This window comes from Collinsella sp. wc0583 (assembly GCF_046116915.1).
Lineage (GTDB): Bacteria > Actinomycetota > Coriobacteriia > Coriobacteriales > Coriobacteriaceae > Collinsella.
The window spans coordinates 1-25,090 of sequence record NZ_JBJXBN010000009.1 but is presented as its reverse complement, the minus strand read 5'-3'; the positions used below and the strand labels follow the sequence as shown (position 1 = coordinate 25,090).

The window sequence follows — 25,090 nt, the reverse complement described above, 5'->3', positions numbered from 1 at the left end:
GAGGCAGCATGAAAACCATCAATCGTCTGGCCTCCTTCATCAAGGCCGACCACCGTTATGTGTATCTGGGCACGAGCGTTATCGCGGCGCTCGGCCTGGCGTTTAGCCAGCGCAACCCCACGCCGCTGAGCTTCTTGGCGCCTACGGGCGCGTTCCAAGACTGCCTCTGGGCAATCCTTTGGGCCTGGCTCGTCGTATCGGCGGCGGCGCTGGTCACCAAACTCATGCACTGGAACGACTATCGCGAAACGTCGCCGTTTGCTTCCGAGCGCTTCCGTCGCGGCGCGCGCCTGGGCAGCTACGTCGTGGTCGCCATCGCGGCGATCTTCTTTGTCGACCGCTGCGTCATGTCATTTATCGACCTGGTGCAGGTGAGCATTGTCTCGGACTCCAACCCCAGCGACTTTTTGTCGAGCCTGGTCTACATGACCTACAAGAGCGGGGACTTCTTTATCCGCGGCATCGAGATCACCATCGCGCTTGCGACCTTCGGTACCGTCATCGCATTCTTCCTGGCGCTGCTCTTTGTGTTTCTGCGTATTCAGACCTTCGATCGCGTGGATAACGACCTGGTGCGCTTCTTTAAGAGCATTGGCCGCGGCTTTGCGACCGTCTACTCTACCATCGTGCGCGGCACGCCCATGATGGTCCAGGGTCTGCTCATCTATTACGCGGGCTTCACCGTTTTGCGCGGCATGGGCTTCGAGACCGCTCAGGCCAACCAGATTTGGAGTACCTTCACCGCCGGCCTCGTCACCATCTCGCTCAACTCTACCGCCTACATGATGGAGGTCCTGCGCGGCGGCATCGAGTCCATCGACCCCGGCCAGGCCGAGGCGGCGCGCTCGCTGGGCCTGTCGCAGTGGCAGGCTATGCGCAAGGTCGTGTTCCCCCAGGGCATTAAAAACGCGATTCCGGCGCTCACCAACGAGCTCATCATCAACATCAAGGACTCGTCGGTGCTCTCGGTCATCGGCGTGTTCGACCTCATGTACGCCACCACCACTGTCGCCGGCGTGTACTACCGCCAGATGGAGGTCTACTGCGTGGCGCTCGTGGTCTACCTGATCCTGACGCTCGTGGCGAGCCGCCTGCTCGAGGCCTTTGGCAAAAAGCTCGGCGCCGGGGCTCCGGCAACGCTGCCCAGCTCCAACTAGGCTCAAGACGAGGAGAATCATCATGGCAGATACCGCCACTACCGGCGTTGCGGCCGCCGCACAGACCAATGAGCCGCTCATCCGCGTCGAGGGCCTGCGCAAGAGCTTCGGCTCGCTCGAGGTACTCAAAGGCATCGACCTGTCCGTCAAATCAGGCGAGGTCGTCACCATTATCGGCGCCTCGGGCTCGGGCAAGTCGACCTTCCTGCGCTGCCTCAACCTGCTCGAGACCCCGGACGCAGGCCACATCTGGTTTCACGGCCAGGACCTTACGGCCGAGCGCTGCAACATTAACAAGCTGCGTGAGGACATCGGCATGGTGTTCCAGGGCTTTAACCTGTTCAACAACATGGACGTGCTCGACAACTGCACGCTCGCGCCCGTCACGCTCAAAAAGATGAGCAAGGCCGAGGCCGAAAAGGTCGCGCTGGAGCATCTGACCAGCGTGGGACTCGAAAAGTTCGCGCACGCCGCCGTGGGCCGCCTGTCCGGTGGCCAAAAGCAGCGCGTGGCCATCGCTCGTGCCCTGTGCATGAATCCGCAGATCATGCTGTTCGACGAGCCGACCTCCGCACTCGACCCCGAGATTGTGGGAGAGGTGCTCGAGGTCATGCGCAAGCTCGCTGCCGACGGCATGACCATGGTCGTCGTCACGCACGAGATGGCCTTTGCCCGAACCGTGTCCGACCGCGTGGTCTTTATGGACAAGGGCGTGGTGCTCGAGGACGCCGCGCCGGCGGAGCTCTTCGGCAACCCCAAGCACCAGCGTACCCGCGAGTTCCTCTCGCGTTATCTCGAGGACAAGTAACCGACCGCAAATGTTTGCATGACAGGGCCGCTCCCGTGGGGCGGCCCTCGTCATCACAATCGAAAGGATGTCATGGCCGAGGTTTGGCGCTTCTTTGCGCATGAGGATGATTTTGCCGATTTGGACGAAGCTGGTGCGTGCGAGCGCCTGGGCCGCGTGCTGTCGTTTCCGACCATCTCGAGTATGGATGCCGAGGCGGTGAACTGGCAGCCGTTCGACGACCTGCGCGCGTATATGCAGCAGGCCTGGCCGCGCGTGTTTGCGGCGGGCGAGGTCGAGCTTATCGACCATTCGCTATTGGTGACGCTTAGCGGTTCCGACCCCGCCCTCAAACCCATCATGCTCATGGGCCACATGGACGTGGTCCCCGTGGTGCCCGGCACCGAGGCTGACTGGACGCATGCCCCCTTTAGTGGCCACGTGGACGACACCTACATTTGGGGTCGCGGCGCTATCGACATGAAGGACCAGGTCGCAGGCATTCTCGAGGCGGTTGAGTATGCGCTGACGCACGGCTGGGAGCACGAGCGCACGCTGCTGCTCGCCTTTGGCCAGGACGAGGAAACTACGCAGCACGGCGCGGGAGCAATCGGCCGCGTGCTCGAGGAACGCGGCGTTGAACTTGAATACCTGATCGACGAGGGCGACTACCGTATTGTTTCGGCTGCCGAGTACGGCGCGGGCGAGGGCTGGCTTATGCATGCCGACCTTGCCGAGAAGGGCTATGCCGATATCATGCTCAAGACGAAGAGCGAGGGCGGGCATTCCTCCAACCCCTACGGTGGCACATCGCTCGAGGTGCTGAGCCGCGCTATCGCCGCAATCTGCGATATCGAGTGGCCGACGCGTGTGACCGATCTGCTTGCCGCACAGCTTGTCGAGCTGGGGCTCTACACGGCGGATGAGATTGCCGCCAACGGGGATGCCATTGTCCGCGACTGCCTCGCCAGCAAAAAGCTCTACCCGCTCGTGACGACCACCTGTGCGCCCACGCAGATCGAGGGCGGCAGCACCGGCGCCAACGTGATGCCGCAGGATATGTGGGCCAACATCAACTTCCGCATGCTCGAGGGCACGAGCGTGGCTGACGTTGTGGCGCGCTGCCGTGAGGCGGTTGCCGGGGCGGGCCTTGCCGGACGTGTGGAGGTCGAACTTGGCCCCGGCAGCTCCGAGCCCTCGCCGTCCCCGCGTGTCGGTGGTCCCGGCCTCGAGGCCGTCCGCGCCATCGCCGCCCGCTATTTCCGTGATCCCAAGCCGACGGAGGAAAACGGATCGTCTGCGGTGGGCCAAGAGCCGATGAGCATCGTGCCCTCGACCGTGATTGGTGCAACCGATGCCGCCAACTACCAGCGCATTTGCCACGAGTGCATCCGCTTCTCCGCCTTTGTGGTCGACGATGACGAATGCGACCGCGGCGTCCACGGCACCAACGAGCGCATCACCCGTCGCGCCTACCTCCAGGGCATTCGCTTCCTCGTCGCTCTACTCCAAACGCTCTAGCCAAAAAGCAAGCCCTTGGTGCAATGGGGTCAGGTTTGTTTGCACCAATCATTCCGTGCGGGTTATATGCAGGTTTGTCTGCGCACGCTATCATGTATGGGTTAGACCGCAACTATGTACCCCACACGCGAAGGGATGCGCATGTATCTGAAGATCGACATGTTCTAGCTGGGCTTACCCCCGCAGTGGCGCCATGCGCCCCATCAACTCTGCCGATTTTCATCTTCACGCATATAAAGGAGTCCTGCCATGCGCGACAAGCTCGAAAAGATCATCAAGGCCTACGAGGAGCTCGAGAAGAAGCTGTCCGACCCGGCCGTCGCCTCCGACATCAAGGAGTTCACGCGTCTCAACAAGGAGTACGCGCACCAGTCCGACCTCATTGCTGCCTCGCGCGAGTACATCGGCGCGCTCGACGACATCGAGGCTGCCAAGGAAATGCTCCACGATACCACCGACGCCGATGAGAAGGAGATGCTCCAGATGGACATCTCCGAAAACGAGGCTAAGCTTCCCCAGCTCGAGGAAGATATCAAGTACATGCTCATCCCGAGCGACCCCAACGACGACAAGAACACCATCGTCGAGATCCGCTCCGCCGCCGGTGGCGACGAGGCGGCCATCTTCGCCGGCGACCTGTACAAGATGTACCAGCGCTTTTGCGAGTCTCGCGGCTGGAAGACCACCGTGCTCGATTCCAGTCCCAGCGAGGCCGGCGGCTTTAAGTCCATCGAGTTCAAGGTCGAGGGTGACCGCGTCTACTCCGTCATGAAGTTCGAGTCCGGCGTGCACCGTGTCCAGCGCGTTCCCAAGACCGAGTCCCAGGGCCGCATCCAGACCTCCACGGCAACCGTCGCCGTGCTTCCCGAGGCCGAGGAGATTGACGTCCAGATCAACCAGTCCGACCTGCGCATCGATACTTACTGCGCTTCGGGCCCTGGCGGTCAGTGCGTTAACACCACCTACTCCGCCGTGCGCATCACCCACCTGCCCACCAACACCGTGGTGCAGTCGCAGGAGCAGCGCTCCCAGATCCAGAACCGCGAGGTCTGCATGCAGATGCTGCGCGCCCGTCTGTACGAGATGGAGCTTGAGAAGCAGCAGGCAGAGCTTGGTGCCGAGCGCCAAAGCCAGATCGGCCACGGTAACCGTTCCGAGAAGATCCGCACCTACAATCAGCCCCAGGACCGCGTGACCGATCACCGCATCGGTTTCAACTCCACCTACAACGGTGTCCTTCTGGGCGACCAGCTCGGCACCGTGATCGAGGCACTCGCCGCCGCCGAGCGAGCCGAGAAGCTGGCGCAGGCCGTTTAAGTTACGGCGTTTTACCAAACGCCGTAACTGCTCGACGCTGCGCGCCGCCCAGAGCGACAATTTGTCATTCAAAAGGCAAGGCATGACCAGAAGGTCTATACCTTGCCTTTTTCATGCCAACTTGTTCGCTCTGGACGTCGCTCGCTGTCCGTCCTCTACCTGCAGCGTTGCCATCGCTGCCGAAGACGGCAATTGGTTAGTTGGCACTTAGGGACGTTCCTTTTCTGCCGGCAGTTTGGGACACTCCTGGCTTAGTAGTCATTGGACGTTCTTAAACGACTAGTCAAATAAGAACGTCCCCAATGACTAGGTTAGGCACATTGCTTTGTGAGTTTATTCAATCTTCTTTAATAACAATTAAGTTGTTTACCTGCTTAAAGTTACTTATCATTTTTAAAAATAATGCTCGAAAAAGCGTCCGAGAAGTCGCGGGGCGATTTTTGATGGGTCGTGCGTCAAGCGATGTGGCAAGTTCTTGGTTAGATATTGGTCAGTTTTGGGCAACCTTGCCAAAAGCTTGACGAATGCAGATTTAGACGTCGACGAATGAACATTTTAGGCAGGTTCCAAGCAAAATTCTGGGCTGATTCTCGATAATCGCCTTCAATCGCCCCTTGCCATGCGCTGGCCTCGCGTACAATCTGCTCCGACATTCGCGCGCCGCCTGGCGCTTAAGAGGGGAGGACCCCATGGCAAACGAGATCTGGACCATCAAACGTTGTCTCGAGTGGACCAAGGAGTACCTGGCCGAGCGCGGCGAGGAACACCCCCGACTTTCTGCCGAGTGGCTGCTCTGCGCTGCCACGGGTCTGGCGCGCATCGACTTATATATGCGTATGGACGAGACGCTCGATGCGGCGCAGCTCGAGACCATGCACGCGGCGGTCGTCCGCCGCGCCAAGGGCGAGCCGCTGCAGTACATCACCGGCAGCACGCAGTTCCGCATGATCGACGTCGCGTGCGCCCCCGGCGTACTCATTCCGCGTCCCGAGACCGAGATGCTCGTCGAGGAAGTTCTCAATTATCTGGATGCCGAGGTGCTGAGCCCCGAGGCTGCCGCCCGTCAGCGCGTTGAGCTGCCCTGGAACGACGAGGTCGAGCAAGCGCGCAAAGCCGAAGCCGCGTTGGCCGACGAGCGAGCGACGGCCGAGCGCCGTGCCGCTAACCTCACAGCTGCCGATGAGGCGGCGCTAGGCAGCGACGTACTGGGCAGCCGTGCCTATGCCGAGGAACTGGCCGACCGCGAGGCCGAGGAAGCCGCCGCGCAGGCAGCAGATGCCGAGGCCGAGGAGGCCGCCGAGCCCGAGCTCGACGAATACGGCATCGCCATCGAAGGCGCCGACCACGAGGCGTCTCTGACGGAGGATGCCGCCGCGCCCGCTCCGGTCGAGCCCCGTATCGCCCGCGTTCTCGAGGTCGGCTGCGGCACGGGCTGCATCTCGCTTTCCCTTGCCTGGGAGCGCCGCGGCCATGTCGTCTGCACCGCTACCGATATCGAGCCGCGTGCCATCGACCTGGCCACCAAAAACCGCGACGCGCTCGGGCTTACGTCCGATGAGGTCGCCTTCAACCTCACAAACCTGGTGAGCTCTATCCCCCGCGAGGAATGGGGCACCTTCGACGTGCTCGTCTCCAACCCGCCCTACATTCCGACTGACGTCATGCGCTCGCTACCGCACGAGGTCAAGGACTTCGAGCCCGATTTGGCGCTCGAGGGCGGTGCCGACGGCCTCGATATCTTCCGCCGCCTGCTCAATGCGGCGCCCTATATGCTGCGCGCCGGCGGCCTGTTTGCCTGCGAGCTCTACGAGGGCGCCCTCGACGCCGCCGCCGAGCTCTGCCGCCAGGCGGGTCTCTCGGACGTGCGCATCGTCCGCGACCTTACCGATCGTCCCCGCATCGTTCGAGCCATCGTCACCGAGCCCAAACAGCGCCAGTAACATTTATTAACTGGTTAGCAAAAATTATAAAGTAGTTTATAATTAGGACGGCTGAAAGAGGTCGGCCCATGCAACCTCCTACCTTTCGGGAAATCATTGCCCTACTCAAGCACGATGGATTCGTGAAGGTCGCGCAAGTCGGTAGTCATGCTAAGTATGTTTCTGGTGACCGCGTTGTCACCGTGAACGGTTCTGGTGGTGATCGACCAAAGAAGGGCACGTGGGCAAGTATTCGTCGCCAAGCTGGATGGTAGTTGGAGGCAAAATGAGGCAGCGATTTACCTATGACTGCGTTCTCATAAAAGAAGACGACGGTTACTGCGCTAGCTTCCCGCAGATTCCCGGCGCCTTTGCCGATGGCGATACGCGCGAAGAAGCGATTGCCCATGCCACCGAGGCACTGATGGCGTTTTTGGCCGACGACCTCAACAACGGTTTGACTCCGGCAGGGTACGAACGCTCGGCCGAGGTCGTGGCCCTTTCAGTCGAAATCGACCACGATGACGCTCGGGAAGCGGCGTGCCGAACATTTAAAGACGCAGCGCTGGACCTCAAAGTCTCCGCTCCGCGGATTACCGCGCTGGTCAAAGCCGGAAAGCTCGATGTTGAACTCGTCGACGGCCGTCGGATGATAACGATAGACAGCATCGAGCGCTACGCCGCCCAAGAACGCCACGCCGGCAGGCCAAAGAAGTTCGTCGCAGTCCAATAACCCCCTCACTTTCACCGACTACTAGAGCCGCTCACCAAACCAACATGCGCTCTGGGCAAATAGGTTGAACGTTTCGTGCGAGAATGCCCCTCAGTAAACAAACTTTCACCAGAGCGTAAGGGGCTGGCATACACATGCAGACGGTCTATCGGGTATTCGAGGGAGCGCGCGAGCCGCATCGGCTCGCCGTCGAGCGTACGGCCGAGGTACTCAACTGTGGTGGCTTGGCCCTGATCCCGACCGAGACCGTCTATGGTGTCGCCGTGGCAGTCAATGCCTTCTCGGACGCCGTGCCCCAAGATACAAGCGAATTCCCATCGTGGCCGCGCGATCCGCAGGCTGCCGTCAACGGCGCCGCAGTCCCTGCGCTCGGTACCGGCTACCGTCGCATCTTTACCCTCAAGCAACGTGAACTCACCCAAACGGTCGCCTGGCTGGTCGATGATGCCGAGGCCCTCGACCGCTACGGCGTGGATATTCCGGAAGAGGCCCGCGTGCTCGCCCGACGATGCTGGCCGGGTGCCCTGACTATCGTGGTCAAGGCGGCGCCCTGCGTGCCGACCTTTATGCGCGCCGCCGACGATACGGTGGCCCTTCGCGCGTCGGCCTCGCCCGTGGTGCAGGCGCTCATCCGTACTTGTGGCGGTCCGCTTGCCTGCACCAGCGCCAACACGCACGGCGCGCCCGCGCCGGCAAGCTTTGCCGCCGTTGAGGACCGTATTCTGGAGGGGGTCGATGTGGCCGTCGACGCGGGCGAGACGCCGTGCCGCGATGCTTCGACCATCGTGACGTTTAAGCATGGCGAGCTCCAGATCCTGCGCCAAGGCGCACTTCCCGCATCAGAGATCGAGCGGGTCCTGTCCGACCCGATGCAATAGAAAGGTGTAAGCGATGTCGTTGAATCTAGGTAGCCTGGGTATGGAAGACGCCTCGTTTAGCTTTGGCGGTTCCTACATCATGGCGCTCGACTGCGGCACCACCTCGGTACTCGCGACCATCGTCGACGAGTACGGCTGCATTGTCGCCCAGGCGCGTCGTAGCGTCAAAACCAGCTTCCCGTGCCCCGGCTGGGTGGAGCAGGATCCCACGGAGGTGCTTGCCAGCCAGATCGGCGTGATGATGGAGGTCCAGTTTAAGAGCGGCATCCATTCCGATCGCATCGCCGCCATCGGTATCTCCAACCAGCGCGAGACCACGGTGGTGTGGGACCGCATAAGCGGCCAACCCATCTATAACGCCATCGTGTGGCAATGCCGTCGCACCGCACCTCTGATCGACGAGCTGGTCGAGCAGGGCGCAGAAGGGCTGGTTCGCTCCCGCACGGGACTCACGCTCGACCCGTATTTCTCGGCCTCCAAGGTGCAGTGGATTCTCGACAACGTTGACGGCGCACGCGAGAGCGCGGCGGCGGGCGACCTCATGTTTGGCACCATCGATACCTGGCTCATCTACAACCTCACCGGCGGCCAAACCTTTGCCACCGACTACACCAATGCCAGCCGCACGGCGCTCTTCAATATTCATACGCTGGACTGGGACGATGACCTGCTGGCTCTCTTCGACATCCCGCGTGCCATGATGCCCGAGGTCCGTTGGAGCGCCGGTGACTACGGCCGCGTCGCGAGCGACATCATGACCAACATGCCGCCCATCATGGGTGTGGCGGGCGACCAGCAGGCATCGCTGTTCGGTCACTGCTGCTTCCATCCCGGCCAGACCAAAAACACCTATGGCACGGGCTGCTTTATGCTCATGAACACCGGCGACGAGATCGTCGAATCCAAGAATGGCCTGGTCTCCACCATCGGTATCGCTGCGAACGGCAAGGTCAGCTATGCGCTCGAGGGCTCTATTTTTGCCGCCGGCTCAACGATGAACTGGCTGCGCGACAACATGGGCGTTATCTCCAACGTATCCGAATCGGCACAGCTCGCCTCTTCGATCGGCGATAACGAGGGATGCTACTTTGTCCCCGCTTTTGCGGGCTTGGGTGCACCATGGTGGGACGCGCACGCCCGCGGCATCGTATGCGGTCTGACCGGCGCCTCGAGTCGCGCGACCATCGTGCGTGCCGCTTGCGAGTCCATGGCCTATCAGAGCTATGACGTGCTGCGTGCCATGGAGCAGGACGTGGGTCTTTCGATCGAGCGCCTGTCCGTCGATGGTGGCGCCTCGCGCAACGAGTTCATCATGCAGTTCCAGGCAGACTTGCTGGATATCCCCGTACTGCAATGTGAGTCGGTGGAGACAACGGCGATCGGTGCCGCGTATCTGGCGGGCCTCGCGGTTGGGTATTGGGAGGATCTGGAGGAGCTGGAGCAAAACACCCAGATCGTCAAGACATTCCATCCCCATATGTCCGTTGAGCGTCGCGAGCACAACCTGGACGGTTGGCACGATGCGGTCAGGCGTTCGCTTAGCACCGCTCAATAGGGCTGCGACGGGGCGCTCGATACAACAAACCGTTAAACTTATGCACGGCGCGAGGCAACAACGTCGCCATGCGCCTTGTCAGCAAGGCCATCTTCCGGCCGCAACGAAAGGGGCATCAACCCATGACCGTCACCTACGATACGTCCCGTGTGACCCTTGTCGATCACCCGCTCGTCCAGCACAAACTGTCGATCCTGCGCGACAAGGAGACCGGCACCAACCAGTTCCGTCAGCTCGTGCGCGAGCTCGCGCTTTTTGACGGCTACGAGGCCATGCGCGACCTGCCTATGGAAGACGTCGAGGTCGAAACCCCCATCACGACCGCCACGTTCAAGCAGCTTGCCGGCAAGAAGCTCGCCATCGTCCCCATTCTGCGCGCGGGCCTTGGCATGGTCGACGGCATCCTCGACCTGGTGCCTTCTGCCCGCGTGGGCCACATTGGCATGGAGCGCGACGAGGTCACCCACGAGCCGCATGAGTATTACTGCAAGATGCCCAAGGATATCGACCAGCGTATCTGCCTGGTCGTCGATCCCATGCTCGCCACGGGCGGTTCTGCCGAGATGGCTATCGGCTATCTGCGCGAGCGCGGTGTCAAGGACATCCGCATGCTGTGCATCGTCGCGGCCCCCGAGGGCCTCAAGTCGCTGACCGAGAAAGATCCCGATGTGCATATCTATACCTGCGCCATCGACGACCATCTCAACGAGGCCGCCTACATCGTCCCCGGCCTGGGCGATGCCGGCGACCGCATCTACGGCACGCTGTAGTTGTCGGGCCTTGTCGGCTACGGTCACAAATACGAAGAAATGGTGCGCGCCGGCGAGTAAAAGACGTCCACGCGCACTCCTGTTAACGGACGTTTAGCCCAGATGGGTTCGCGAAAAAACGTATTACCGTACCTGCGGCATAAAGAAGGTCTTAAGAAAACGAACAGGTGCGTATTAACCGATGCTTTTTCGGTTGTACTTTAGCGATTGGCTCGTACAATAGTCACCAATGTTTGGCGGGAACTGTTCTGGGAAGCGTTAAAAGAGGAAAGTGAGGACGCCAGTGTTTCAGATAGCCGATCTGCTCGCTATCGTTGCAGGCGCCATCGCGGGCGCGGTCGCCTTTCTTCCCTTTGTCTTTACGCTCAAGCCGGTTCTTGACGATAAGCAGAATGCGGACATGCTCAAGGGCATGGTGAGCCTGGCGGTCTCGGCGATCGCGCTGCTCGTCTTTACCCTGGTCGTGTTCGCGTTGTTCGGAGAGGCGTTCCGCATGTTCCTCTTGGGCGAGGCGATCGGCTTTGTGGCCTTTATGGCCGCCTGCACGGTTCGCGTCGCCAAGGCGCTGCGAGATCCTCATGAGGTCGAAAGGTAAGTCGTGGAAATTTTTGAAAAGCTGCCTGATGAGATTAATCATCTGGTCAGCGAGTTCAGCTCCACCCCTGTCGTGGGCGATCTGAGCTGCGGCATCACGCAGTACTCGTTTTGGCTGATCGTCTCCACGATCGTGCTCCTGATCGTCCTGGCCGTGTTCAAGAAGAAGCAGACCCTGGTCCCCAAGGGCTTCTTCGTCAACGGTTTCGAGTACATCATCGAGTACGTCGAGAACGATATCGGCAAGGGCGTCGTGGGTGAGAACTGGAAGAAGCACTTCCCGTTCCTGTGCTCGCTTTTCCTGTTCATCCTGATCAACAACATGATCGGCCTGATCCCGGGAATGAAGCCCGGCACCGGCGCAATCGGCTCCACCGCCGCGCTCGCCATCTTCGCCTTCGTGTACTTCATCTACTACGGATGCAAGGCTCACGGCGTGATCGGCTACATCAAGAGCCTCGCCCCGCAGGGCGTGAGCTTCCCGATGAACGTGCTTGTGTGGGTCGTCGAGCTTTTCTCGACCTTCCTGCGCCTCATCACGCTCGCCGTCCGTCTGTTCTGCAACATGTTCGCAGGACACGTGGTCATGGGCTCGTTCGCCATCATGGCGAGCATGTTCATGCAGCCGCTGCTTCAGCAGGTTTCCGCGGCCCACGCCGTCGGCGCCCTGCCTTCGCTGGCCTGGCTTGCCATCCTCATCCTGATTTATACGATCGAGCTTGTGGTCGGCGCCATCCAGGCTTACGTCTTCACGGTCCTTACCGCCGTGTATGTCTCCGAGGCAGAGGAGGTTGCGGAGGAGGAGTAGTCTTCCGTTCGCGCCTTAAAGGTAAGGCAATTCGTTAAACCGCCGGTGCCCGTACCCATGGAGCCCGGCAGTTATAAAAAGGTTATCCTGCGTGAAATAAGACACGCACGACAAAGGAGGAATCGTGGGAGTTATCGGTTACGGTCTCGGTGTTATCGGCGCTGGTCTTGCTATCGGCCTGTCTGCTCTGGGTGCTACGGGTGCTATGGCCCGTCAGCCTGAGGTCCAGGGCCGCGTGTTCACCGTCTTCATCATGGGCTCCGCCTTCGGCGAGGCTCTGGCTCTGATCGGCTTCGTTGTCGCGCTGATCGTTAAATAGCACGGAGCGTCAAGTATGAATCTTTCATCCCAGAAGAGCGCGATCGCACTCTCCGCGTCCGCGGCCGCGCTGCTCATGCCGGTTTCCGCGTTCGCCGAGGACGGCGCCGCCGGTGCGGACATCCTCATCCCTAAGATGGCGGAGTTCATCCCGGCGCTTATCGCCTTCCTGATCATCTGGATCGTGCTGGCCAAGGTCGCCCTGCCGGGCATCATGAAAACCATGGAGGAGCGCGGCAAGAAGATCGAGGAGAGCCTCGACGAGGCCGAGAAGACCAAGCAGGAGGCTATCGCCAAGCGCGCCGAGTCCGACTCGATCGTCACCGACGCCCGTCGTCAGGCTGCCGACATCGTTCTCGAGGCCCGTAAGGACGCCGAGTCCGAGCGCGCCCGTATCATCGAGGCTGCTCACAAGGAGGCCGAGGAGATCATCGCCAAGGCCCATACGACCGTCGAGGACGAGCGCAAGTCCATCTACGCCGGTGCCGCGAGCTCCATCGCCGACCTGTCCGTTGCCGTCGCCACCAAGATCGTGGGCGAGGCACTCGAGGACGAGGCCGGGCAGAAGAAGCTCATCGAGCGCTACATCCAGGAAGCAGGTAGCCTGAATGCCGACTAGCCGCTATCAGGACAAGGTGCTCGAGACATACGCGCGCTCCCTTCTGGAAGCCGCTAAGGCCGAGAACCATGTGTTCGAGGACCTCGAGATGATCGAGCGCCTGGCTTCTGCCAGCCCCGAGATCATCGCCGTGCTCGACACCATGTCCAAGCGCGACCAGCTCGACCTTCTTCCCAAGGTGGCAGCTGCCTTTAAGTATGTTGCCGAGGAAGACGAGGATGTAGTGGGCGTGACCGTCACCACGGCGATCCCGCTCGACGACGAGCTGCGTCAAACCATCACTAAGAAATGCGAGCAGGACTTCGGTCGCAAGGTATTCCTTATCGAGCAGGTCGACCCGTCTATCGTGGGCGGCCTGGTGCTCGAGGCCCGCGGCGAGCGTCGTGACATTTCCGTCAAGACGCAGCTGCGCGTCGCGCAGGAGACCCTCGCAAACTCTGCTAATTCGTACGGAGGTGAAGCCTAATGTCCGAAACCCTCAATGCCCAGGATATCGCCAAGAAACTGCAGGAGCAGCTCACGAGCCTCTCCGCGACGGTCGATACGCATGAGGTTTCAACGGTCGACGAGGTAGGCGACGGCATCGCGCGCGTCACCGGCCTCAAGAGCGCCATGGCAGGCGAGCTTCTGGAGTTCAAGAGCTCCGATACCGGTGAGACCGTCTTCGGCCTTGCCCAGAACCTTGACCGTGACGAGGTCGGCGCCGTTCTGTTTGGTGCCGTCGACTCCATCAAGGAAGGCGACGAGTGCCGCACCACTGGCCGCATTATGGATATCCCCGTGAGCCGTGCCATGCTCGGCCGCGTCGTCAATCCGCTCGGCCAGCCCATCGACGGTTTGGGTGACATTGTCGCCACGCACCGCCGCCCTATCGAGTTCAAGGCCCCCGGCGTCATCGACCGTACCCCGGTGTGCGAGCCGGTTCAGACCGGTCTGCTCGCCATCGACTCCATGGTGCCTATCGGCCGCGGCCAGCGCGAGCTTATCATCGGCGACCGTAAGACCGGTAAGACCGCCATTGCCATCGACGCTATCCTCAATCAGCGCGGCAAGGGCATGGTCTGCATCTATGTCGCCATCGGCCAGAAGGCTTCCACGGTTGCCAACATCCGCGAGACCCTCGCTCAGCACGGTGCGCTCGACTACACCATTATCGTTTCGGCCACCGCTGCCGATTCCGCCCCTATGCAGTACATCGCGCCTATGGCCGGTGCCGCTATCGGCGAGTTCTTCATGTACAACGGCGAGGACGGCAAGCCCGCCAGCGAGACCAACCCCGGCGGCCACGTGCTCGTCATCTACGACGACCTGTCCAAGCAGGCTGTGGCCTACCGTCAGATGTCGCTGACGCTGCATCGTCCGCCCGGACGCGAGGCCTATCCTGGCGACATCTTCTACCTGCACTCTCGTCTGCTCGAGCGTGCCGTCAAGATGTCCAAGAAGAACGGTTACGGCTCCATGACGGCTCTGCCGATCATCGAGACCCAGGACGGCGACGTCTCGGCCTACATTCCGACCAACGTCATTTCCATTACCGATGGTCAGATCTACCTGCAGTCCGAGCTCTTCTTCCAGGGTCAGCGCCCGGCAGTCGACGTGGGCATCTCCGTGTCCCGCGTCGGTGGCGACGCTCAGACCAAGGCCATGAAGCAGGTTGCCGGCAACCTTCGTCTGGACCTCGCTTCGTACCAGGAGCTCGCCGGCTTTACGCAGTTCGGCTCCGACCTCGACGAGGCCACGCAAAAGCAGCTTACCCACGGCGCTCGCATGACTGAGCTCCTTAAGCAGCCGCGCTACAAGCCGTTTGAGGTTGGCGAGCAGATTGCAGTTCTGTTTGCAGGCAACGAGGGCTTCCTGGACGACCTGGAGATCGCCGACGTGCTGCCTTTCCGCGCTGAGCTTATCGAGTACCTGGACAACGGCTTTGGCTCGCTGCTCGACAAGGTTCGCGCCAAGAAGATCGACGATGACACCAAGGCTGAGCTTCTGCGCGTTATCGGTGACTTCAAGCAGCAGTTCATGGCCAAGCACCATGCCGATACGACTGGATCAGAGGAGAACTAAGCCCTATGGCCAACCTTCGCGACATTAAGAAGCGAATCTCCTCGGTTACCACGACCAAGCAGATCACGCGCACGATGGAGATGGTCTCTACGGCCAAGATCCGTCGTGCCCTCGATCGCTCCAAGCAGGCCGAGCCTTATAAGGAGGCGCTGACCGACGTCATGTTGACGGTCGCCGGTGACGCCTCCTGCTCGGGCACCGATCCCATGCTGCAGAAGCATGAGAGCGTCAAGCATGGCCTGATTGTCGTTATTGCCTCGGACCGCGGCCTTGCCGGCGGTTTCAATACGACGGTGGAGCGCACGGCCGAAAAGCTCGCCGCTTCTTGGGCGAACGACGGCATCGAGTGCGAGATCATCGCGTGTGGGCGCAAGCCGGCCACGTATTTCCGCGACCGTGCAAACGTCGTCATGCACTTTGAGGGCAATTCCTCCGAGCCCGATTTCAATCAGGCCCGCATGATCTCCTCTCATATCTGCGATGCGTATCGTGTCGGTGAGCTTGACCGTGTCGAGCTTGTCTACCACCACGCTAAGAACCGCGTGGATCAGGAGCTTCGCGTCGAGCATCTGTTGCCGCTCGACCCCGAGATGATCGCTATGGCCCACGGTCCGCGTAAGAACGAGACCGACGCCCCTAAGCGCATCTCGTCCACGTTCGAGTTCGTGCCCTCTCCCGAGCATGTTCTCGGCAAGCTTGTGCCGTCTTATATCCTGACGGTCATCTACCAGGCCCTGATCGATTCGGCGGCTGCTGAGCAGGGTGCACGCCGCAAGGCCATGCACTCCGCGACGGAAAACGCCACCGCGATCATCTCGACCCTTACCCGCACGTATAGTCGCGTGCGCCAGGCTTCGATCACGACCGAGATTAACGAGATCGTCGGCGGAGCCTCAGCATTGGAGGAACAGTAATGGCTAATAACACCGTAAAGCTTGCGGTCGAGGAAGCCACCAAGAAGACGACTGCCGGTGATGGTCGCATCGTGCGAATCATCGGCCCTGTCGTCGACGTCAAGTTTGACGGTGCGGTGCCCCCGATCTACAACGCGCTCACGGTCGAGGCCGAGACCCCGATCGGTCACCTGAGCACGATCCTCGAGGTTGAGAGCCAGCTTCCGGGCGGCGTCGTCCGCACGGTCGCCATGTCCTCGACCGACGGTCTGCAGCGTGGTCTCATTGCCACCGATACCGGTGAGCCCATGAAGATGCCCGTTGGCCCCAAGACACTCGGCCGCATTTGGAACGTCATGGGCAAGCCCGTCGACGGCAAGCCTATGCCCGAGGTGGAGGAGTTCTATCCCATCCACCATGCGGCACCTCGTTTTGACGAGCTCACCACCAAGACCGAGATCTTCGAGACCGGCATCAAGGCCGTCGACCTGCTTGAGCCCTACATCCGTGGCGGCAAGACAGGCCTGTTCGGCGGCGCCGGCGTCGGCAAGACCGTTCTGATTCAGGAGCTCATCAACAACCTCGCCCAGGAGCATGGCGGCACTTCGGTGTTCACCGGCGTCGGCGAGCGTACCCGTGAGGGTACCGACCTTTATCTCGAGATGAGCGAGTCTGGCGTTATCGACAAGACCTGCTTGGTCTATGGTCAGATGAACGAGCCGCCCGGAGCGCGTCTGCGCATCGGTCTGGCCGGCCTTACCACTGCTGAGTATTTCCGCGATCGTGGCCAGGACGTTCTGCTGTTCATCGACAACATCTTCCGCTTCTCCCAGGCCGGTTCCGAGGTTTCCGCACTGCTGGGTCGTATGCCGTCCGCCGTCGGTTACCAGCCTACGCTGGCTACCGAGATGGGCGACCTCCAGGAGCGCATTACCTCGACTAAGACGGGTTCCATTACCTCCGTCCAGGCCGTCTACGTCCCTGCAGACGACCTGACCGACCCGGCGCCTGCCACGACGTTTACGCACCTCGACGCCACCACGGTTCTTTCGCGTAGTATCTCGTCGCTCGGCCTGTTCCCGGCTATCGACCCGCTCGCGTCTTCTTCGGACGCTCTCGATCCCTCGATCGTCGGCGAGGAGCACTACCGTGTCGCCGTCAAGGTCCAGGAGCTCCTGCAGGAGTACTCCGACCTTCAGGACATCATTGCCATTCTGGGTATGGACGAGCTGTCCGAGGAGCAGCGCCTTACGGTCAACCGTGCCCGTAAGATTCAGCAGTTCCTCTCGCAGTCCTTCCATGTCGCCGAGAAGTTCACAGGCAACCCCGGCGTCTACGTTCGTGTCGAGGATACCGTCCGCTCCTTCGCCGAGATTGTCGACGGCAAGGCCGATGACCTGCCCGAGCAGGCATTCCGCTATGCCTCCACGATTGAGGACGTGCGTGAGCGCGCCCGCAAGATGGAGGAGAAGTAGGTTATGCGTATCCGCATCGTGTGCCCCGTGAGCCTCGCCTATGAGGGTGACGCTGCGTTTGTGTCGATTCCGTCTACGGATGGCGAGTTTGGCGTTTTACCTGCTCACTCCAGCGAAATCTGCACGATCGACCGCGGTTACGTTCGCGTTTCCGATAAGGCCATGGGCACTGTCGACCACACGTTTGCCGTGGCCGGCGGCTATGCCCAGGTTGCGGAAGATGTCGTGACCGTCCTCGCCGAGCGCGCTTGCGATTTGGCGACCGTCGACGCCGACAAGGTTAAAGCTGATATTCAAGGTTTTGAAGAGAAGCTGGGTAATTTGTCGGAGGATGATGCACGCCGCGCCTACCTCTATAATGAAATCGCATGGTGTAAGCTCAAGCTTGCCCAATAGTCAAACGTTTTAGCGTTCGACCATTTGCGAACACATCATGCCCGGGATGGCCCAGCCACCCCGGGCATGCTTTTTGAAAGGGTAGACCTTGGATATTATCCGCGTTGAGGGTGGCCACGCCATCGGAGGTTCCGTGCCTGTTTCGGGTGCTAAGAACTCCGCGCTCAAACTTATGGCGGCAACGCTTCTGGCGCCGGGCAAGACGACGCTGCGGAACGTGCCCGATATTTCCGATGTCCACGTGATGGGCAAGGTGCTCAAGGGCATGGGCGCTACGATCGATGTTCTCGACGAGCACACGCTCGAGATCGATACCTCCCAGGTCGATTCTTGGGAGGCCCCCTACGAGCTCGTCGCTAAGATGCGTGCTTCCACCGCCGTCATGGGCCCCCTGCTGGGTCGTTTCCATCGCGCCAAGATCGCCATGCCGGGCGGCTGCAACCTGGGTGCTCGCAAGATCGATATGCATATCTTGGGTCTCGAGGCTCTGGGCGTCGAGTTCGACACCGCCCACGGCTACATCAACGCCAGTGCTCCCCAGGGTCTGCACGGCACCACCGTCACGCTCGAATTCGCGAGCGTGGGCGCCACCGAGAACCTCATCATGGCTGCCGTGCGCGCACAGGGCACCACGGTTATCGACAACGCTGCCCGCGAGCCCGAGATCGTCGACCTTGCCAACATGCTCAACGAGATGGGTGCCAAGATCGTCGGCGCAGGCACGCCCGTCGTGACCATCGAGGGCGTGGAGGAGCTGCATCCCGTTACCCATTGCGTGGTGGGAGACCGTATCGAGGCCGGTACCTTTATCGTCGCCGGCGCCCTCATGGCCGATGAGCGCGGCGTCGATGTTACGGGCTTCTGCCCCATCCACCTGGGAATGGTGCTCAAAAAGATGGAACTTATGGGCATCGAGTGCGAGCGTATCGAGAACGGCGTCCACGTCAATCGCGTCGAGCGCATCAGGCCGGTCGATATCCAGACGCTTCCGTTCCCGGGTTTCCCGACCGACATGCAGGCGCAGATCATGGTGCTTTCGGCCCTTGCCGACGGAAGCTCCGTAATTACCGAGAACATCTTCGAGAACCGCTTCATGTTCGCCTCCGAGCTCGTGCGTATGGGTGCCGATATTCGTATCGAGAGCCATCACGCCATGATTCACGGCGTCAAGGGCTTCTCGGGCGCACAGGTCACCTCACCCGACCTGCGTGGCGGTGCGGCTCTTGTGGTTGCCGGTCTTATCGCCGATGGCGTTACCGAGGTCTCGGCCATCCATCACATCAAACGTGGCTACGAGCAGTTTGTCGAAAAGCTGCAGGCGCTTGGCGCGCATGTCGAACATGCCACCGTTCCCGATCCCGTCATCTACTAATGCAGGTTGCCTATGTTTAACAAGAAGCCCCTAGCGGATAACACCCGAAGACCCTCGACTGGTGCGCAGGCCAAGATCTACAGTCGCGACAATGTCGCACGCTATTCCGAGCGCGCCCGTCAGCGCCGTCGCGGCCGCACGGTTCGCCGTGTCGCGCTCATCGCCGTGCTCGGTGTGTTGCTGAGCGCCACGACCGCTGCAGGTCTGTGGTTTGCCACTATCATGGGCAAGCTTGGTGACTCCAATGTCATTACCAACAACCTGCGCCAGATTCTGGTCGATACCGATGAGGCAAAAGATCCGTTCTACGTGTTGCTTCTTGGTACCGACGGTCGTCCGGGCGAAGATACGTATCGTGCCGACTCGATTATCCTGGCACGCATCGACCCCACGCAAAAGCAGGCGACGCTCATTTCCGTTCCGCGCGACACCAAGGTCGTGTACAAGGGCGAGACCATGAAGATTAACGCCTGCCACACCGTTGGCGGCGCCGAGGCCATGGTCCAGGCGGTCAACGAGCTGTGCGGCGTGCAGATTTCTCACTATGCCGAGGTCAGCTTTGACGGCATGCAGTCGCTTATTGATTCGGTTGGCGGTATCGACATCAACGCGACCGACGACGTCGACGATCCCGAGCACCTGGATATTAAGATTACCGCTGGTCAGCAGCATATGGACGGCGCTACTGCCCTTACCTATGCCCGCTGCCGCTACACCTATGCCGACGGCGATTACACGCGCATGCGCCATCAGCGTCAGGTGCTTGGCGCCCTTGCCAACCAGATTCTCAATAACTTCGATGCCACGAAGATCTTTGGCCTGGTTAATTCGCTGTCCGATATGCTCGTAACCGATATGAGCGTTCAGGATATCGTGTCCACGGTCAACGCCATGCGCGGCATGGATGTCGAGGGCATCTACTCGGCCAACCTGCCCTCGTACGCCGACGACAGCACTATGATCGACGGCGTGAGCTATGTCTTTGTTTACGAAGACGAGCTTAAGGAAATGATGGCCCGCGTCGACGCTGGTGAGGATCCCAAGGGCCCCAACACCATGGGCCTTTCAGACGGCTCCAGCTCCACGATCGGTGACCTCAACAACAATACGTCCGAGGACTACGCATATGGCACCGCGACCTCGTCGGGTGGCTCGGACGATTCCGACGATTCGAGCGACGGCTCCGATTACTACGAAGAGCCCACCGGTGACGGCAACGGCTACGAAGCCAACTATTAGAGTTACGCGGGCTTACCAGCCCGCGTAACGGCTCGACGCTGCGCGCCGCCCAAGGCGACAATTTGTCATTCAAAAGGCAGGGCATGACCAGAAGGTCAATGCCCTGCCTTTTTCATGCCAACTTGTTCGCCTTGGACGTCGCTCGCTGACGTTGGCTCAACCTGCGATGCCGACTACTTTTCTTGCACCAAAAATCGCCCCGTTCTCTGTTGAGGACGGGGCGATTCGTCTTTTGGGCTTATGCAGCCAGTCTTATGCGAAACGGGCGACGAGCTCCTGCAGGACGTCGGTCATCTTGACGAGCGAGCTGACCGGGACAAACTCGTTGACGCCGTGGTAACAGTAGCCGCCTGTCGAGAGGTTGGGGCAGGGCAGGCCGCGGAACGACAGCTGTGCGCCGTCGGTGCCGCCGCGAATCGGCAGTACTTGGGGCTCAACGCCGCAGGCAAGGTAGGCTTCCTTGGCAACATCAATAAGCTCGGGATAGTCACGAACGATCTCGGCCATATTTCGATACTGCTGCTTAATCTCGACCGTTACGCGCTCCTCGCCCAGTCGCTGGTTGAGCAGTGCGGCGGCGGCATTCATCAGCTCGAGTTTCTGCTGGAACTTGGCGGCATCGTGATCACGGACGATATAGCGCGCCGTGGCATGGTCGACCGTTGCCGAGACGCCCTCAAGGTGATAGAAGCCCTCGTAGCCCTCGGTGTATTCCGGGCGCTGCTCGTAGGGGAGCAGGGCGTTGAAGTCGCAGAACAGGTTGCCCGCGTTGACCATGCGCCCCTTGGCGTCGCCGGGGTGAATGGACTGGCCCTCAAAGCGAACGGTTGCCTCGGCGGCGTTGAAGCACTCCCACTCAAGCTCGCCAACCGGACCGCCGTCGACCGTGTAAGCGTACTTGCAGCCGAAGGCCTCGATATCCAACAGCTCGGCACCGTGACCGATTTCCTCGTCCGGGCAGAAGCAAATGCCGAGCGCGGGATGGGGCAGGGAGGGATCCTGCGCGATGCGTGCGACAAGCGCCATGATTTCGGCGACACCCGCCTTGTCGTCGGCGCCCAGCAGCGTGGTTCCGTCGGTGCAGACAAGGTCCTCACCCACCAGGTTGTTGAGGGCAGGAAGTTTGGCGGTGCTCATGGACACGGGCTTGCCGTCGACGATGCCGCAAACCAGATCGCCGCCCTCGTAGTGCACGATGTGCGGCGCTACGCCGGCGATCGGCGCGACCTCGGTGGTATCGAGGTGCGCGATCAGGCCCAGGGCGGGCTTATTCTCGGAGCCGGCGCTAGCGGGAATGTGCGCGCAGACATAGGCGTTTTCGGTTACATGGGCATCGGTTGCACCCAGCTCGCGCAGTTCTTCGGCAAGCACGTTGGCAAGGTCAAACTGTACGGTGCTCGACGGCACCTGGTCGCAGTTGGCATCCTCGGACTGCGTGTTGATCTGGACATAGCGCAAAAAACGCTCGAGGACGTCGGGGTCCGTGGTGGTGTTTTCCATAAAGATCGCTCCAATCTTGGTCGTCGTGTGCAACAAGAACTCTAGCACGGTATGCCGCGGCATACCGCGACGCTTGGATGGGGTAGAATCAGCCATTGAGTGCAGAAGGGACGGATGTTCATGGATACGACAAATAGCTCGCGCGAGCTACACCTAACGGTGGCGAACGAAGACTACTTGGAGTGCATGGTTCGCATCGAAAGTGAAGATGGGGAGACCGGCGGCGTGCGGTCGGTCGATATCGCACAGCGCCTTGGCGTCTCGAAGGCATCGGTCAACAAGGCGGTTTCGGCTCTCAAGGCATCTGAACTTGTCGAACAGTCTCACTACGGCAAAGTTATCCTGACTGACCGTGGGCGCGAGGTCGGCTCGGCTATCTGGTATCGCCATCGTCTGGTCCGCACGTTTTTGGTTCAGGAGCTCGGTGTCGAATTTGAGCGAGCCGATTCCGAGGCCTGCATGATGGAGCATGCTCTATCCGAGGACACGATGAACCGCTGGCTCGCCTATCTCGAAAAGCAGGGAATCAGCGTCGAGGAATAGCGGGATATATATGGATACGAGTTATTACAACCGCTTTGGTGCCGAGGAACTTACGCGCCGCTTGTCGAGCGAGACCTTGTTGGCGCAGGGCCCCATGGGCAGTGTTCTGTTGAGTGAGTACGATGCCGCCGACATTCCACCGGCGTTTTGGAATCTGGCAGAGCCGCAGACCGTTTCTCGTATCCATCGCTTGTATGTCGCCGCCGGCGCGCAGGTGCTCATTACCAACACCTTTCAGGCATCAAGCTATGCCCTCAAGCACGACCAGATTGCGCCGTCCGTGGCGGAGGTCAATCGCGGGGCCGTCGACGATGCTCGCCAGGCGCACCCACAGCTGCTGCTGGGCTCGATGGGCCCGATTTGTATTGAGTGGTTTGCCGAGGACTCTGCCGAGTATCGTGAAATCCGAGGCATTGCGCGCGAACAAGCGCACGCCTTGCTCAATGCTGGTGTTGACGGTCTGCTGATCGAGACGGTGACGTCTATCCGTAATTTGCAGCCCATGCTTGCCGGCGCCCGAGATGCCGCCGACGGTATGCCTGTCCTGGTGAGTTTTGTCGTTGACGATAAAGGCGACCTGTTGGGCGATGGCCTCAACATCGAGGCAGCCGTTTTGTACGCCGAAAAACACGGCGCAAACTCGGTTGGTGTTAATTGCTGTTCGCTTGCGGCCGCGAACGCGGCGGTGCCCAGGATGGTTGCATCGGCGACTACTCCCGTCACGGTGCGTCCCAACGCGGGAAATCCGGTTCAGACACAGGATGGTCCCGTGTGGCATGAGGACCCCGAAGCCTTCGCTCGCGCATGCGTCGAGTGGAAGCGGGCGGGCGCCGCAATGGTAGGCAGCTGCTGCGGAACCACGGCGGTTACGACAGCCGCTATGGCAGATGCGCTCAATATATAGAACCCGAAAATGGGAGTATCGAATCACCGCCCCCGCTGGGGCGGTTTTTTTGTTGGCGGTGCGCACCTCGACGCTTTTGCCTAAACGGTGAACGAGCGTGCCGGCGGCTTGCCGGATGCCCGTTGCGGGTATACCTCATGCGTACCATGATCCAAACACTGCGAGGTGTCTGCGCGTGTGCGCGATAATTCACTTTGGAACTGACGGTTGGCGAGCTCGCGTCGACGGAGACTTTACTATCAACAACGTCGCTCGTGTCACTGATGCTATCGGCAGGCTATGGCAAAAGACGAATCCCGGTAAAACGGTATATGTAGGATTTGATACTCGGCCGCAAGCGCGCGAGTTCGCCGAGCTCGCGGCGGGCGTGATTGCCGCCCACGGGCTCGATGCCGTGCTCGTGTCTCGACCGGTGCCGACTCCCGCTCTTACGTGGGCGGCTGCGTATGACGGCGAGGCATGCGGCGCGCTTATGGTGACGGGCTCACATCATCCGCAGGGCTATCTATGCCTCAAGCTGCGGATGGGTGATGGCTCGACGGCCAACCAGGATGTCATCGAAGAGCTCGAGGAGACGATGGCCGCCGAGCCGCTGGGGCTTGAGGGGCAATACCGCACGGCAGATATCATTCCCGACTATATGCGAGCGGTGGCATCGTTTGTCGACGCGGATGCCATTCGCGCCGCGCATATGCGTGTGGTGGTTGACCCCATGGGCGGAGCTGCGCAGGGATATCTTGCCGACTTGCTTCGAGAGCTTGGCGTCGAAGTCCATGAGATTCACGCCGACGAGACGACCGATAGGGGAGATATCTGCCCCGACCCGGTCGAGCCGTGGGTGGATGCTTGTGAGCGCGCAGTTGTCGAAGACGGGGCGTGCGCCGGTCTGGTGACTGATGGCGACGCCGATCGTATCGGCGCGGTTGATGAGCGCGGCAGATATATACATCCACATCAGATCATGGCGCTCGTTTTGGGCGATTTGGTCCAGTATCGCAATCTAAAGGGACGCGTCGTCGTCAACCTTTCATGCTCCACGCTTGTGCGTCGCATTGCCGAGGCGCTCGGTTGCCGCGTGGTCATCAAGCCCGTCGGTTTTAAATATATAGCCGCCGAGATGAAGAAGGGCGGCGTTCTCGTGGGCGGTGAAGAGGCCGGTGGTATCGGTATCGCCGCGCACATGCCCGAGCGCGACGGCATCCTTGCCTGCCTGATTTTGTGCGAGCTCATGGCCAAGACCGGCGCGCCCTTGGGCGTGCTTATCGATCAGCTCGAGGCGAGCTTTGGCAAGACGAGTTACGGACGTCGAGATTTGCGCCTTGAGGCCGAGGATGCCGAGACGTTGCGCACGCTGCTTCCCGGCGTGAATCCCAAGTCGATATGCGGCAAGGCGCCGCAGAGCGTAAGCCATATGGACGGCTTACGTCTGGCATTTGAGGATGACACCTGGCTGCTGATCCGTCCCAGCGGGACCGAACCGGTGGTGCGCGTGTACGCCGAGGGCTTTTCGGTGGAGGAGCGCGATGAACTGCTAGATGCCGGCTGCGCTTTGGCCAGGGGCGCATATCGGCTCTAGCCAAGGGGCCACTCTATATAAAGATGTGCTCGGCGAGCGGTAGCTATCAACTGGCAAGCGTCAGTTGAGGGCACAGTTGTGTAGGAAATGTGTGCGCCCAGATTCCCGCCCCCGGGGCCCCTCCGGTCTGGCAATATATCTCCTTGCCGCGC

25 protein-coding genes are annotated in these 25,090 nt (G+C 60.7%); 24 read left to right on the top strand and 1 reads right to left on the bottom strand.

Translation table 11 applies throughout. The annotated features are described in order from the left end of the window. Positions 1 to 8 precede the first annotated feature (8 nt). The 21 genes from ACKUUJ_RS08860 (at position 9) to ACKUUJ_RS08760 (ending at position 20,415) form a co-directional block, all read left to right on the top strand. Positions 9 to 1,157 carry an amino acid ABC transporter permease gene (locus tag ACKUUJ_RS08860; RefSeq protein WP_409065322.1) on the top strand — a complete coding sequence of 383 codons (1,149 nt, stop codon included), beginning with the start codon at positions 9 to 11 and terminating at the stop codon, positions 1,155 to 1,157. Positions 1,158 to 1,179: 22 nt separating this feature from the next. Beyond that, positions 1,180 to 1,965, top strand: coding sequence for an amino acid ABC transporter ATP-binding protein (locus ACKUUJ_RS08855; RefSeq protein ID WP_409065321.1), 786 nt, complete (start codon positions 1,180 to 1,182; stop codon positions 1,963 to 1,965). Between the two features lie 72 nt (positions 1,966 to 2,037). Beyond that, complete coding sequence (locus tag ACKUUJ_RS08850) at positions 2,038 to 3,465, top strand: M20/M25/M40 family metallo-hydrolase (RefSeq protein ID WP_409065320.1); 1,428 nt, start codon at positions 2,038 to 2,040, stop codon at positions 3,463 to 3,465. A gap of 249 nt (positions 3,466 to 3,714) precedes the next feature. Beyond that, entirely contained in the window at positions 3,715 to 4,782 is a 1,068-nt protein-coding gene (gene prfA / locus ACKUUJ_RS08845; protein ID WP_055252487.1) for a peptide chain release factor 1, read from the top strand. A 689-nt stretch (positions 4,783 to 5,471) separates the two neighbouring features. Continuing rightward, positions 5,472 to 6,722, top strand: a complete 1,251-nt coding sequence (locus ACKUUJ_RS08840) for a N5-glutamine methyltransferase family protein (RefSeq protein WP_409065319.1) — start codon at positions 5,472 to 5,474, stop codon at positions 6,720 to 6,722. A gap of 68 nt (positions 6,723 to 6,790) precedes the next feature. After that, positions 6,791 to 6,976 (top strand): type II toxin-antitoxin system HicA family toxin, encoded by a 186-nt coding sequence (locus tag ACKUUJ_RS08835; protein ID WP_089573106.1) that lies wholly within the window; start codon positions 6,791 to 6,793, stop codon positions 6,974 to 6,976. Continuing rightward, the gene (locus tag ACKUUJ_RS08830) at positions 6,943 to 7,434 is read left to right on the top strand and encodes a type II toxin-antitoxin system HicB family antitoxin (RefSeq protein ID WP_349125221.1); all 492 of its coding nucleotides are present in this window, start codon (positions 6,943 to 6,945) and stop codon (positions 7,432 to 7,434) included. The genes ACKUUJ_RS08835 and ACKUUJ_RS08830 overlap by 34 nt, the downstream gene beginning before the upstream one ends. Before the next feature lie 134 nt (positions 7,435 to 7,568). Next, positions 7,569 to 8,312, top strand: a complete 744-nt coding sequence (locus ACKUUJ_RS08825) for an L-threonylcarbamoyladenylate synthase (protein WP_409065318.1) — start codon at positions 7,569 to 7,571, stop codon at positions 8,310 to 8,312. A gap of 13 nt (positions 8,313 to 8,325) precedes the next feature. Further along, the gene (gene glpK, locus ACKUUJ_RS08820) at positions 8,326 to 9,867 is read left to right on the top strand and encodes a glycerol kinase GlpK (RefSeq protein WP_409065317.1); all 1,542 of its coding nucleotides are present in this window, start codon (positions 8,326 to 8,328) and stop codon (positions 9,865 to 9,867) included. A gap of 122 nt (positions 9,868 to 9,989) precedes the next feature. Continuing rightward, on the top strand, positions 9,990 to 10,637 hold the full coding sequence (gene upp / locus ACKUUJ_RS08815; protein WP_409065316.1) for a uracil phosphoribosyltransferase: 648 nt from the start codon (positions 9,990 to 9,992) through the stop codon (positions 10,635 to 10,637). Between the two features lie 283 nt (positions 10,638 to 10,920). After that, complete coding sequence (locus ACKUUJ_RS08810) at positions 10,921 to 11,232, top strand: hypothetical protein (RefSeq protein WP_117770551.1); 312 nt, start codon at positions 10,921 to 10,923, stop codon at positions 11,230 to 11,232. Between the two features lie 3 nt (positions 11,233 to 11,235). Continuing rightward, a complete protein-coding gene (gene atpB / locus ACKUUJ_RS08805) occupies positions 11,236 to 12,039 on the top strand; it encodes a F0F1 ATP synthase subunit A (protein WP_195363618.1) in 804 nt (267 codons plus the stop codon). A gap of 124 nt (positions 12,040 to 12,163) precedes the next feature. Continuing rightward, positions 12,164 to 12,358, top strand: coding sequence for an ATP synthase subunit C (locus tag ACKUUJ_RS08800; RefSeq protein ID WP_022094262.1), 195 nt, complete (start codon positions 12,164 to 12,166; stop codon positions 12,356 to 12,358). A gap of 15 nt (positions 12,359 to 12,373) precedes the next feature. Next, positions 12,374 to 12,976, top strand: a complete 603-nt coding sequence (atpF, locus tag ACKUUJ_RS08795; RefSeq protein ID WP_118081621.1) for a F0F1 ATP synthase subunit B — start codon at positions 12,374 to 12,376, stop codon at positions 12,974 to 12,976. Continuing rightward, positions 12,966 to 13,442 carry a FoF1 ATP synthase subunit delta gene (locus ACKUUJ_RS08790; RefSeq protein ID WP_099432315.1) on the top strand — a complete coding sequence of 159 codons (477 nt, stop codon included), beginning with the start codon at positions 12,966 to 12,968 and terminating at the stop codon, positions 13,440 to 13,442. The genes atpF and ACKUUJ_RS08790 overlap by 11 nt, the downstream gene beginning before the upstream one ends. After that, positions 13,442 to 15,040: a F0F1 ATP synthase subunit alpha gene (gene atpA / locus ACKUUJ_RS08785; protein ID WP_195919133.1), complete on the top strand. Its 1,599-nt coding sequence runs from the start codon at positions 13,442 to 13,444 to the stop codon at positions 15,038 to 15,040. Before ACKUUJ_RS08790 ends, atpA begins: the two co-directional genes overlap by 1 nt. 5 nt (positions 15,041 to 15,045) lie before the next feature. Next, entirely contained in the window at positions 15,046 to 15,954 is a 909-nt protein-coding gene (atpG, locus tag ACKUUJ_RS08780; protein ID WP_195363616.1) for an ATP synthase F1 subunit gamma, read from the top strand. Further along, positions 15,954 to 17,408: a F0F1 ATP synthase subunit beta gene (gene atpD, locus ACKUUJ_RS08775; RefSeq protein ID WP_118081617.1), complete on the top strand. Its 1,455-nt coding sequence runs from the start codon at positions 15,954 to 15,956 to the stop codon at positions 17,406 to 17,408. Before atpG ends, atpD begins: the two co-directional genes overlap by 1 nt. A gap of 3 nt (positions 17,409 to 17,411) precedes the next feature. Then, positions 17,412 to 17,804, top strand: coding sequence for an ATP synthase F1 subunit epsilon (gene atpC, locus ACKUUJ_RS08770; protein ID WP_055286336.1), 393 nt, complete (start codon positions 17,412 to 17,414; stop codon positions 17,802 to 17,804). Positions 17,805 to 17,892: 88 nt separating this feature from the next. Continuing rightward, a complete protein-coding gene (murA, locus tag ACKUUJ_RS08765) occupies positions 17,893 to 19,176 on the top strand; it encodes a UDP-N-acetylglucosamine 1-carboxyvinyltransferase (RefSeq protein WP_271743179.1) in 1,284 nt (427 codons plus the stop codon). A 12-nt stretch (positions 19,177 to 19,188) separates the two neighbouring features. Beyond that, on the top strand, positions 19,189 to 20,415 hold the full coding sequence (locus ACKUUJ_RS08760) for an LCP family protein (protein ID WP_390399166.1): 1,227 nt from the start codon (positions 19,189 to 19,191) through the stop codon (positions 20,413 to 20,415). Positions 20,416 to 20,667: 252 nt separating this feature from the next. On the opposite strand, the gene pepT is transcribed toward ACKUUJ_RS08760, so the two are convergent. Then, positions 20,668 to 21,915, bottom strand: coding sequence for a peptidase T (pepT, locus tag ACKUUJ_RS08755; protein ID WP_409065315.1), 1,248 nt, complete (start codon positions 21,913 to 21,915; stop codon positions 20,668 to 20,670). Positions 21,916 to 22,035: 120 nt separating this feature from the next. Here pepT and ACKUUJ_RS08750 point away from each other — a divergent pair, with 120 nt between their 5' ends. From ACKUUJ_RS08750 to ACKUUJ_RS08740, 3 genes are all read left to right on the top strand, one after another. Then, positions 22,036 to 22,458 carry a metal-dependent transcriptional regulator gene (locus tag ACKUUJ_RS08750; RefSeq protein WP_118081609.1) on the top strand — a complete coding sequence of 141 codons (423 nt, stop codon included), beginning with the start codon at positions 22,036 to 22,038 and terminating at the stop codon, positions 22,456 to 22,458. Positions 22,459 to 22,468: 10 nt separating this feature from the next. Next, positions 22,469 to 23,362, top strand: a complete 894-nt coding sequence (locus ACKUUJ_RS08745; RefSeq protein ID WP_373204965.1) for a homocysteine S-methyltransferase family protein — start codon at positions 22,469 to 22,471, stop codon at positions 23,360 to 23,362. Positions 23,363 to 23,537: 175 nt separating this feature from the next. Continuing rightward, positions 23,538 to 24,938: a phosphoglucomutase/phosphomannomutase family protein gene (locus ACKUUJ_RS08740; protein ID WP_390399160.1), complete on the top strand. Its 1,401-nt coding sequence runs from the start codon at positions 23,538 to 23,540 to the stop codon at positions 24,936 to 24,938. Positions 24,939 to 25,090 lie beyond the last annotated feature (152 nt).

Excerpts from the sequence above, each read along its gene's own strand:
- ACKUUJ_RS08860 (WP_409065322.1), top strand. The coding sequence starts at position 9 with ATGAAAACCATCAATCGTCTGGCCTCCTTCATCAAGGCCGACCACCGT.
- ACKUUJ_RS08855 (WP_409065321.1), top strand. The coding sequence starts at position 1,180 with ATGGCAGATACCGCCACTACCGGCGTTGCGGCCGCCGCACAGACCAAT.
- ACKUUJ_RS08850 (WP_409065320.1), top strand. The coding sequence starts at position 2,038 with ATGGCCGAGGTTTGGCGCTTCTTTGCGCATGAGGATGATTTTGCCGAT.
- prfA (WP_055252487.1), top strand. The coding sequence starts at position 3,715 with ATGCGCGACAAGCTCGAAAAGATCATCAAGGCCTACGAGGAGCTCGAG.
- ACKUUJ_RS08840 (WP_409065319.1), top strand. The coding sequence starts at position 5,472 with ATGGCAAACGAGATCTGGACCATCAAACGTTGTCTCGAGTGGACCAAG.
- ACKUUJ_RS08835 (WP_089573106.1), top strand. The coding sequence starts at position 6,791 with ATGCAACCTCCTACCTTTCGGGAAATCATTGCCCTACTCAAGCACGAT.
- ACKUUJ_RS08825 (WP_409065318.1), top strand. The coding sequence starts at position 7,569 with ATGCAGACGGTCTATCGGGTATTCGAGGGAGCGCGCGAGCCGCATCGG.
- glpK (WP_409065317.1), top strand. The coding sequence starts at position 8,326 with ATGTCGTTGAATCTAGGTAGCCTGGGTATGGAAGACGCCTCGTTTAGC.
- upp (WP_409065316.1), top strand. The coding sequence starts at position 9,990 with ATGACCGTCACCTACGATACGTCCCGTGTGACCCTTGTCGATCACCCG.
- atpF (WP_118081621.1), top strand. The coding sequence starts at position 12,374 with ATGAATCTTTCATCCCAGAAGAGCGCGATCGCACTCTCCGCGTCCGCG.
- ACKUUJ_RS08790 (WP_099432315.1), top strand. The coding sequence starts at position 12,966 with ATGCCGACTAGCCGCTATCAGGACAAGGTGCTCGAGACATACGCGCGC.
- atpA (WP_195919133.1), top strand. The coding sequence starts at position 13,442 with ATGTCCGAAACCCTCAATGCCCAGGATATCGCCAAGAAACTGCAGGAG.
- atpG (WP_195363616.1), top strand. The coding sequence starts at position 15,046 with ATGGCCAACCTTCGCGACATTAAGAAGCGAATCTCCTCGGTTACCACG.
- atpD (WP_118081617.1), top strand. The coding sequence starts at position 15,954 with ATGGCTAATAACACCGTAAAGCTTGCGGTCGAGGAAGCCACCAAGAAG.
- atpC (WP_055286336.1), top strand. The coding sequence starts at position 17,412 with ATGCGTATCCGCATCGTGTGCCCCGTGAGCCTCGCCTATGAGGGTGAC.
- ACKUUJ_RS08760 (WP_390399166.1), top strand. The coding sequence starts at position 19,189 with ATGTTTAACAAGAAGCCCCTAGCGGATAACACCCGAAGACCCTCGACT.
- pepT (WP_409065315.1), bottom strand. The coding sequence starts at position 21,915 with ATGGAAAACACCACCACGGACCCCGACGTCCTCGAGCGTTTTTTGCGC.
- ACKUUJ_RS08750 (WP_118081609.1), top strand. The coding sequence starts at position 22,036 with ATGGATACGACAAATAGCTCGCGCGAGCTACACCTAACGGTGGCGAAC.
- ACKUUJ_RS08745 (WP_373204965.1), top strand. The coding sequence starts at position 22,469 with ATGGATACGAGTTATTACAACCGCTTTGGTGCCGAGGAACTTACGCGC.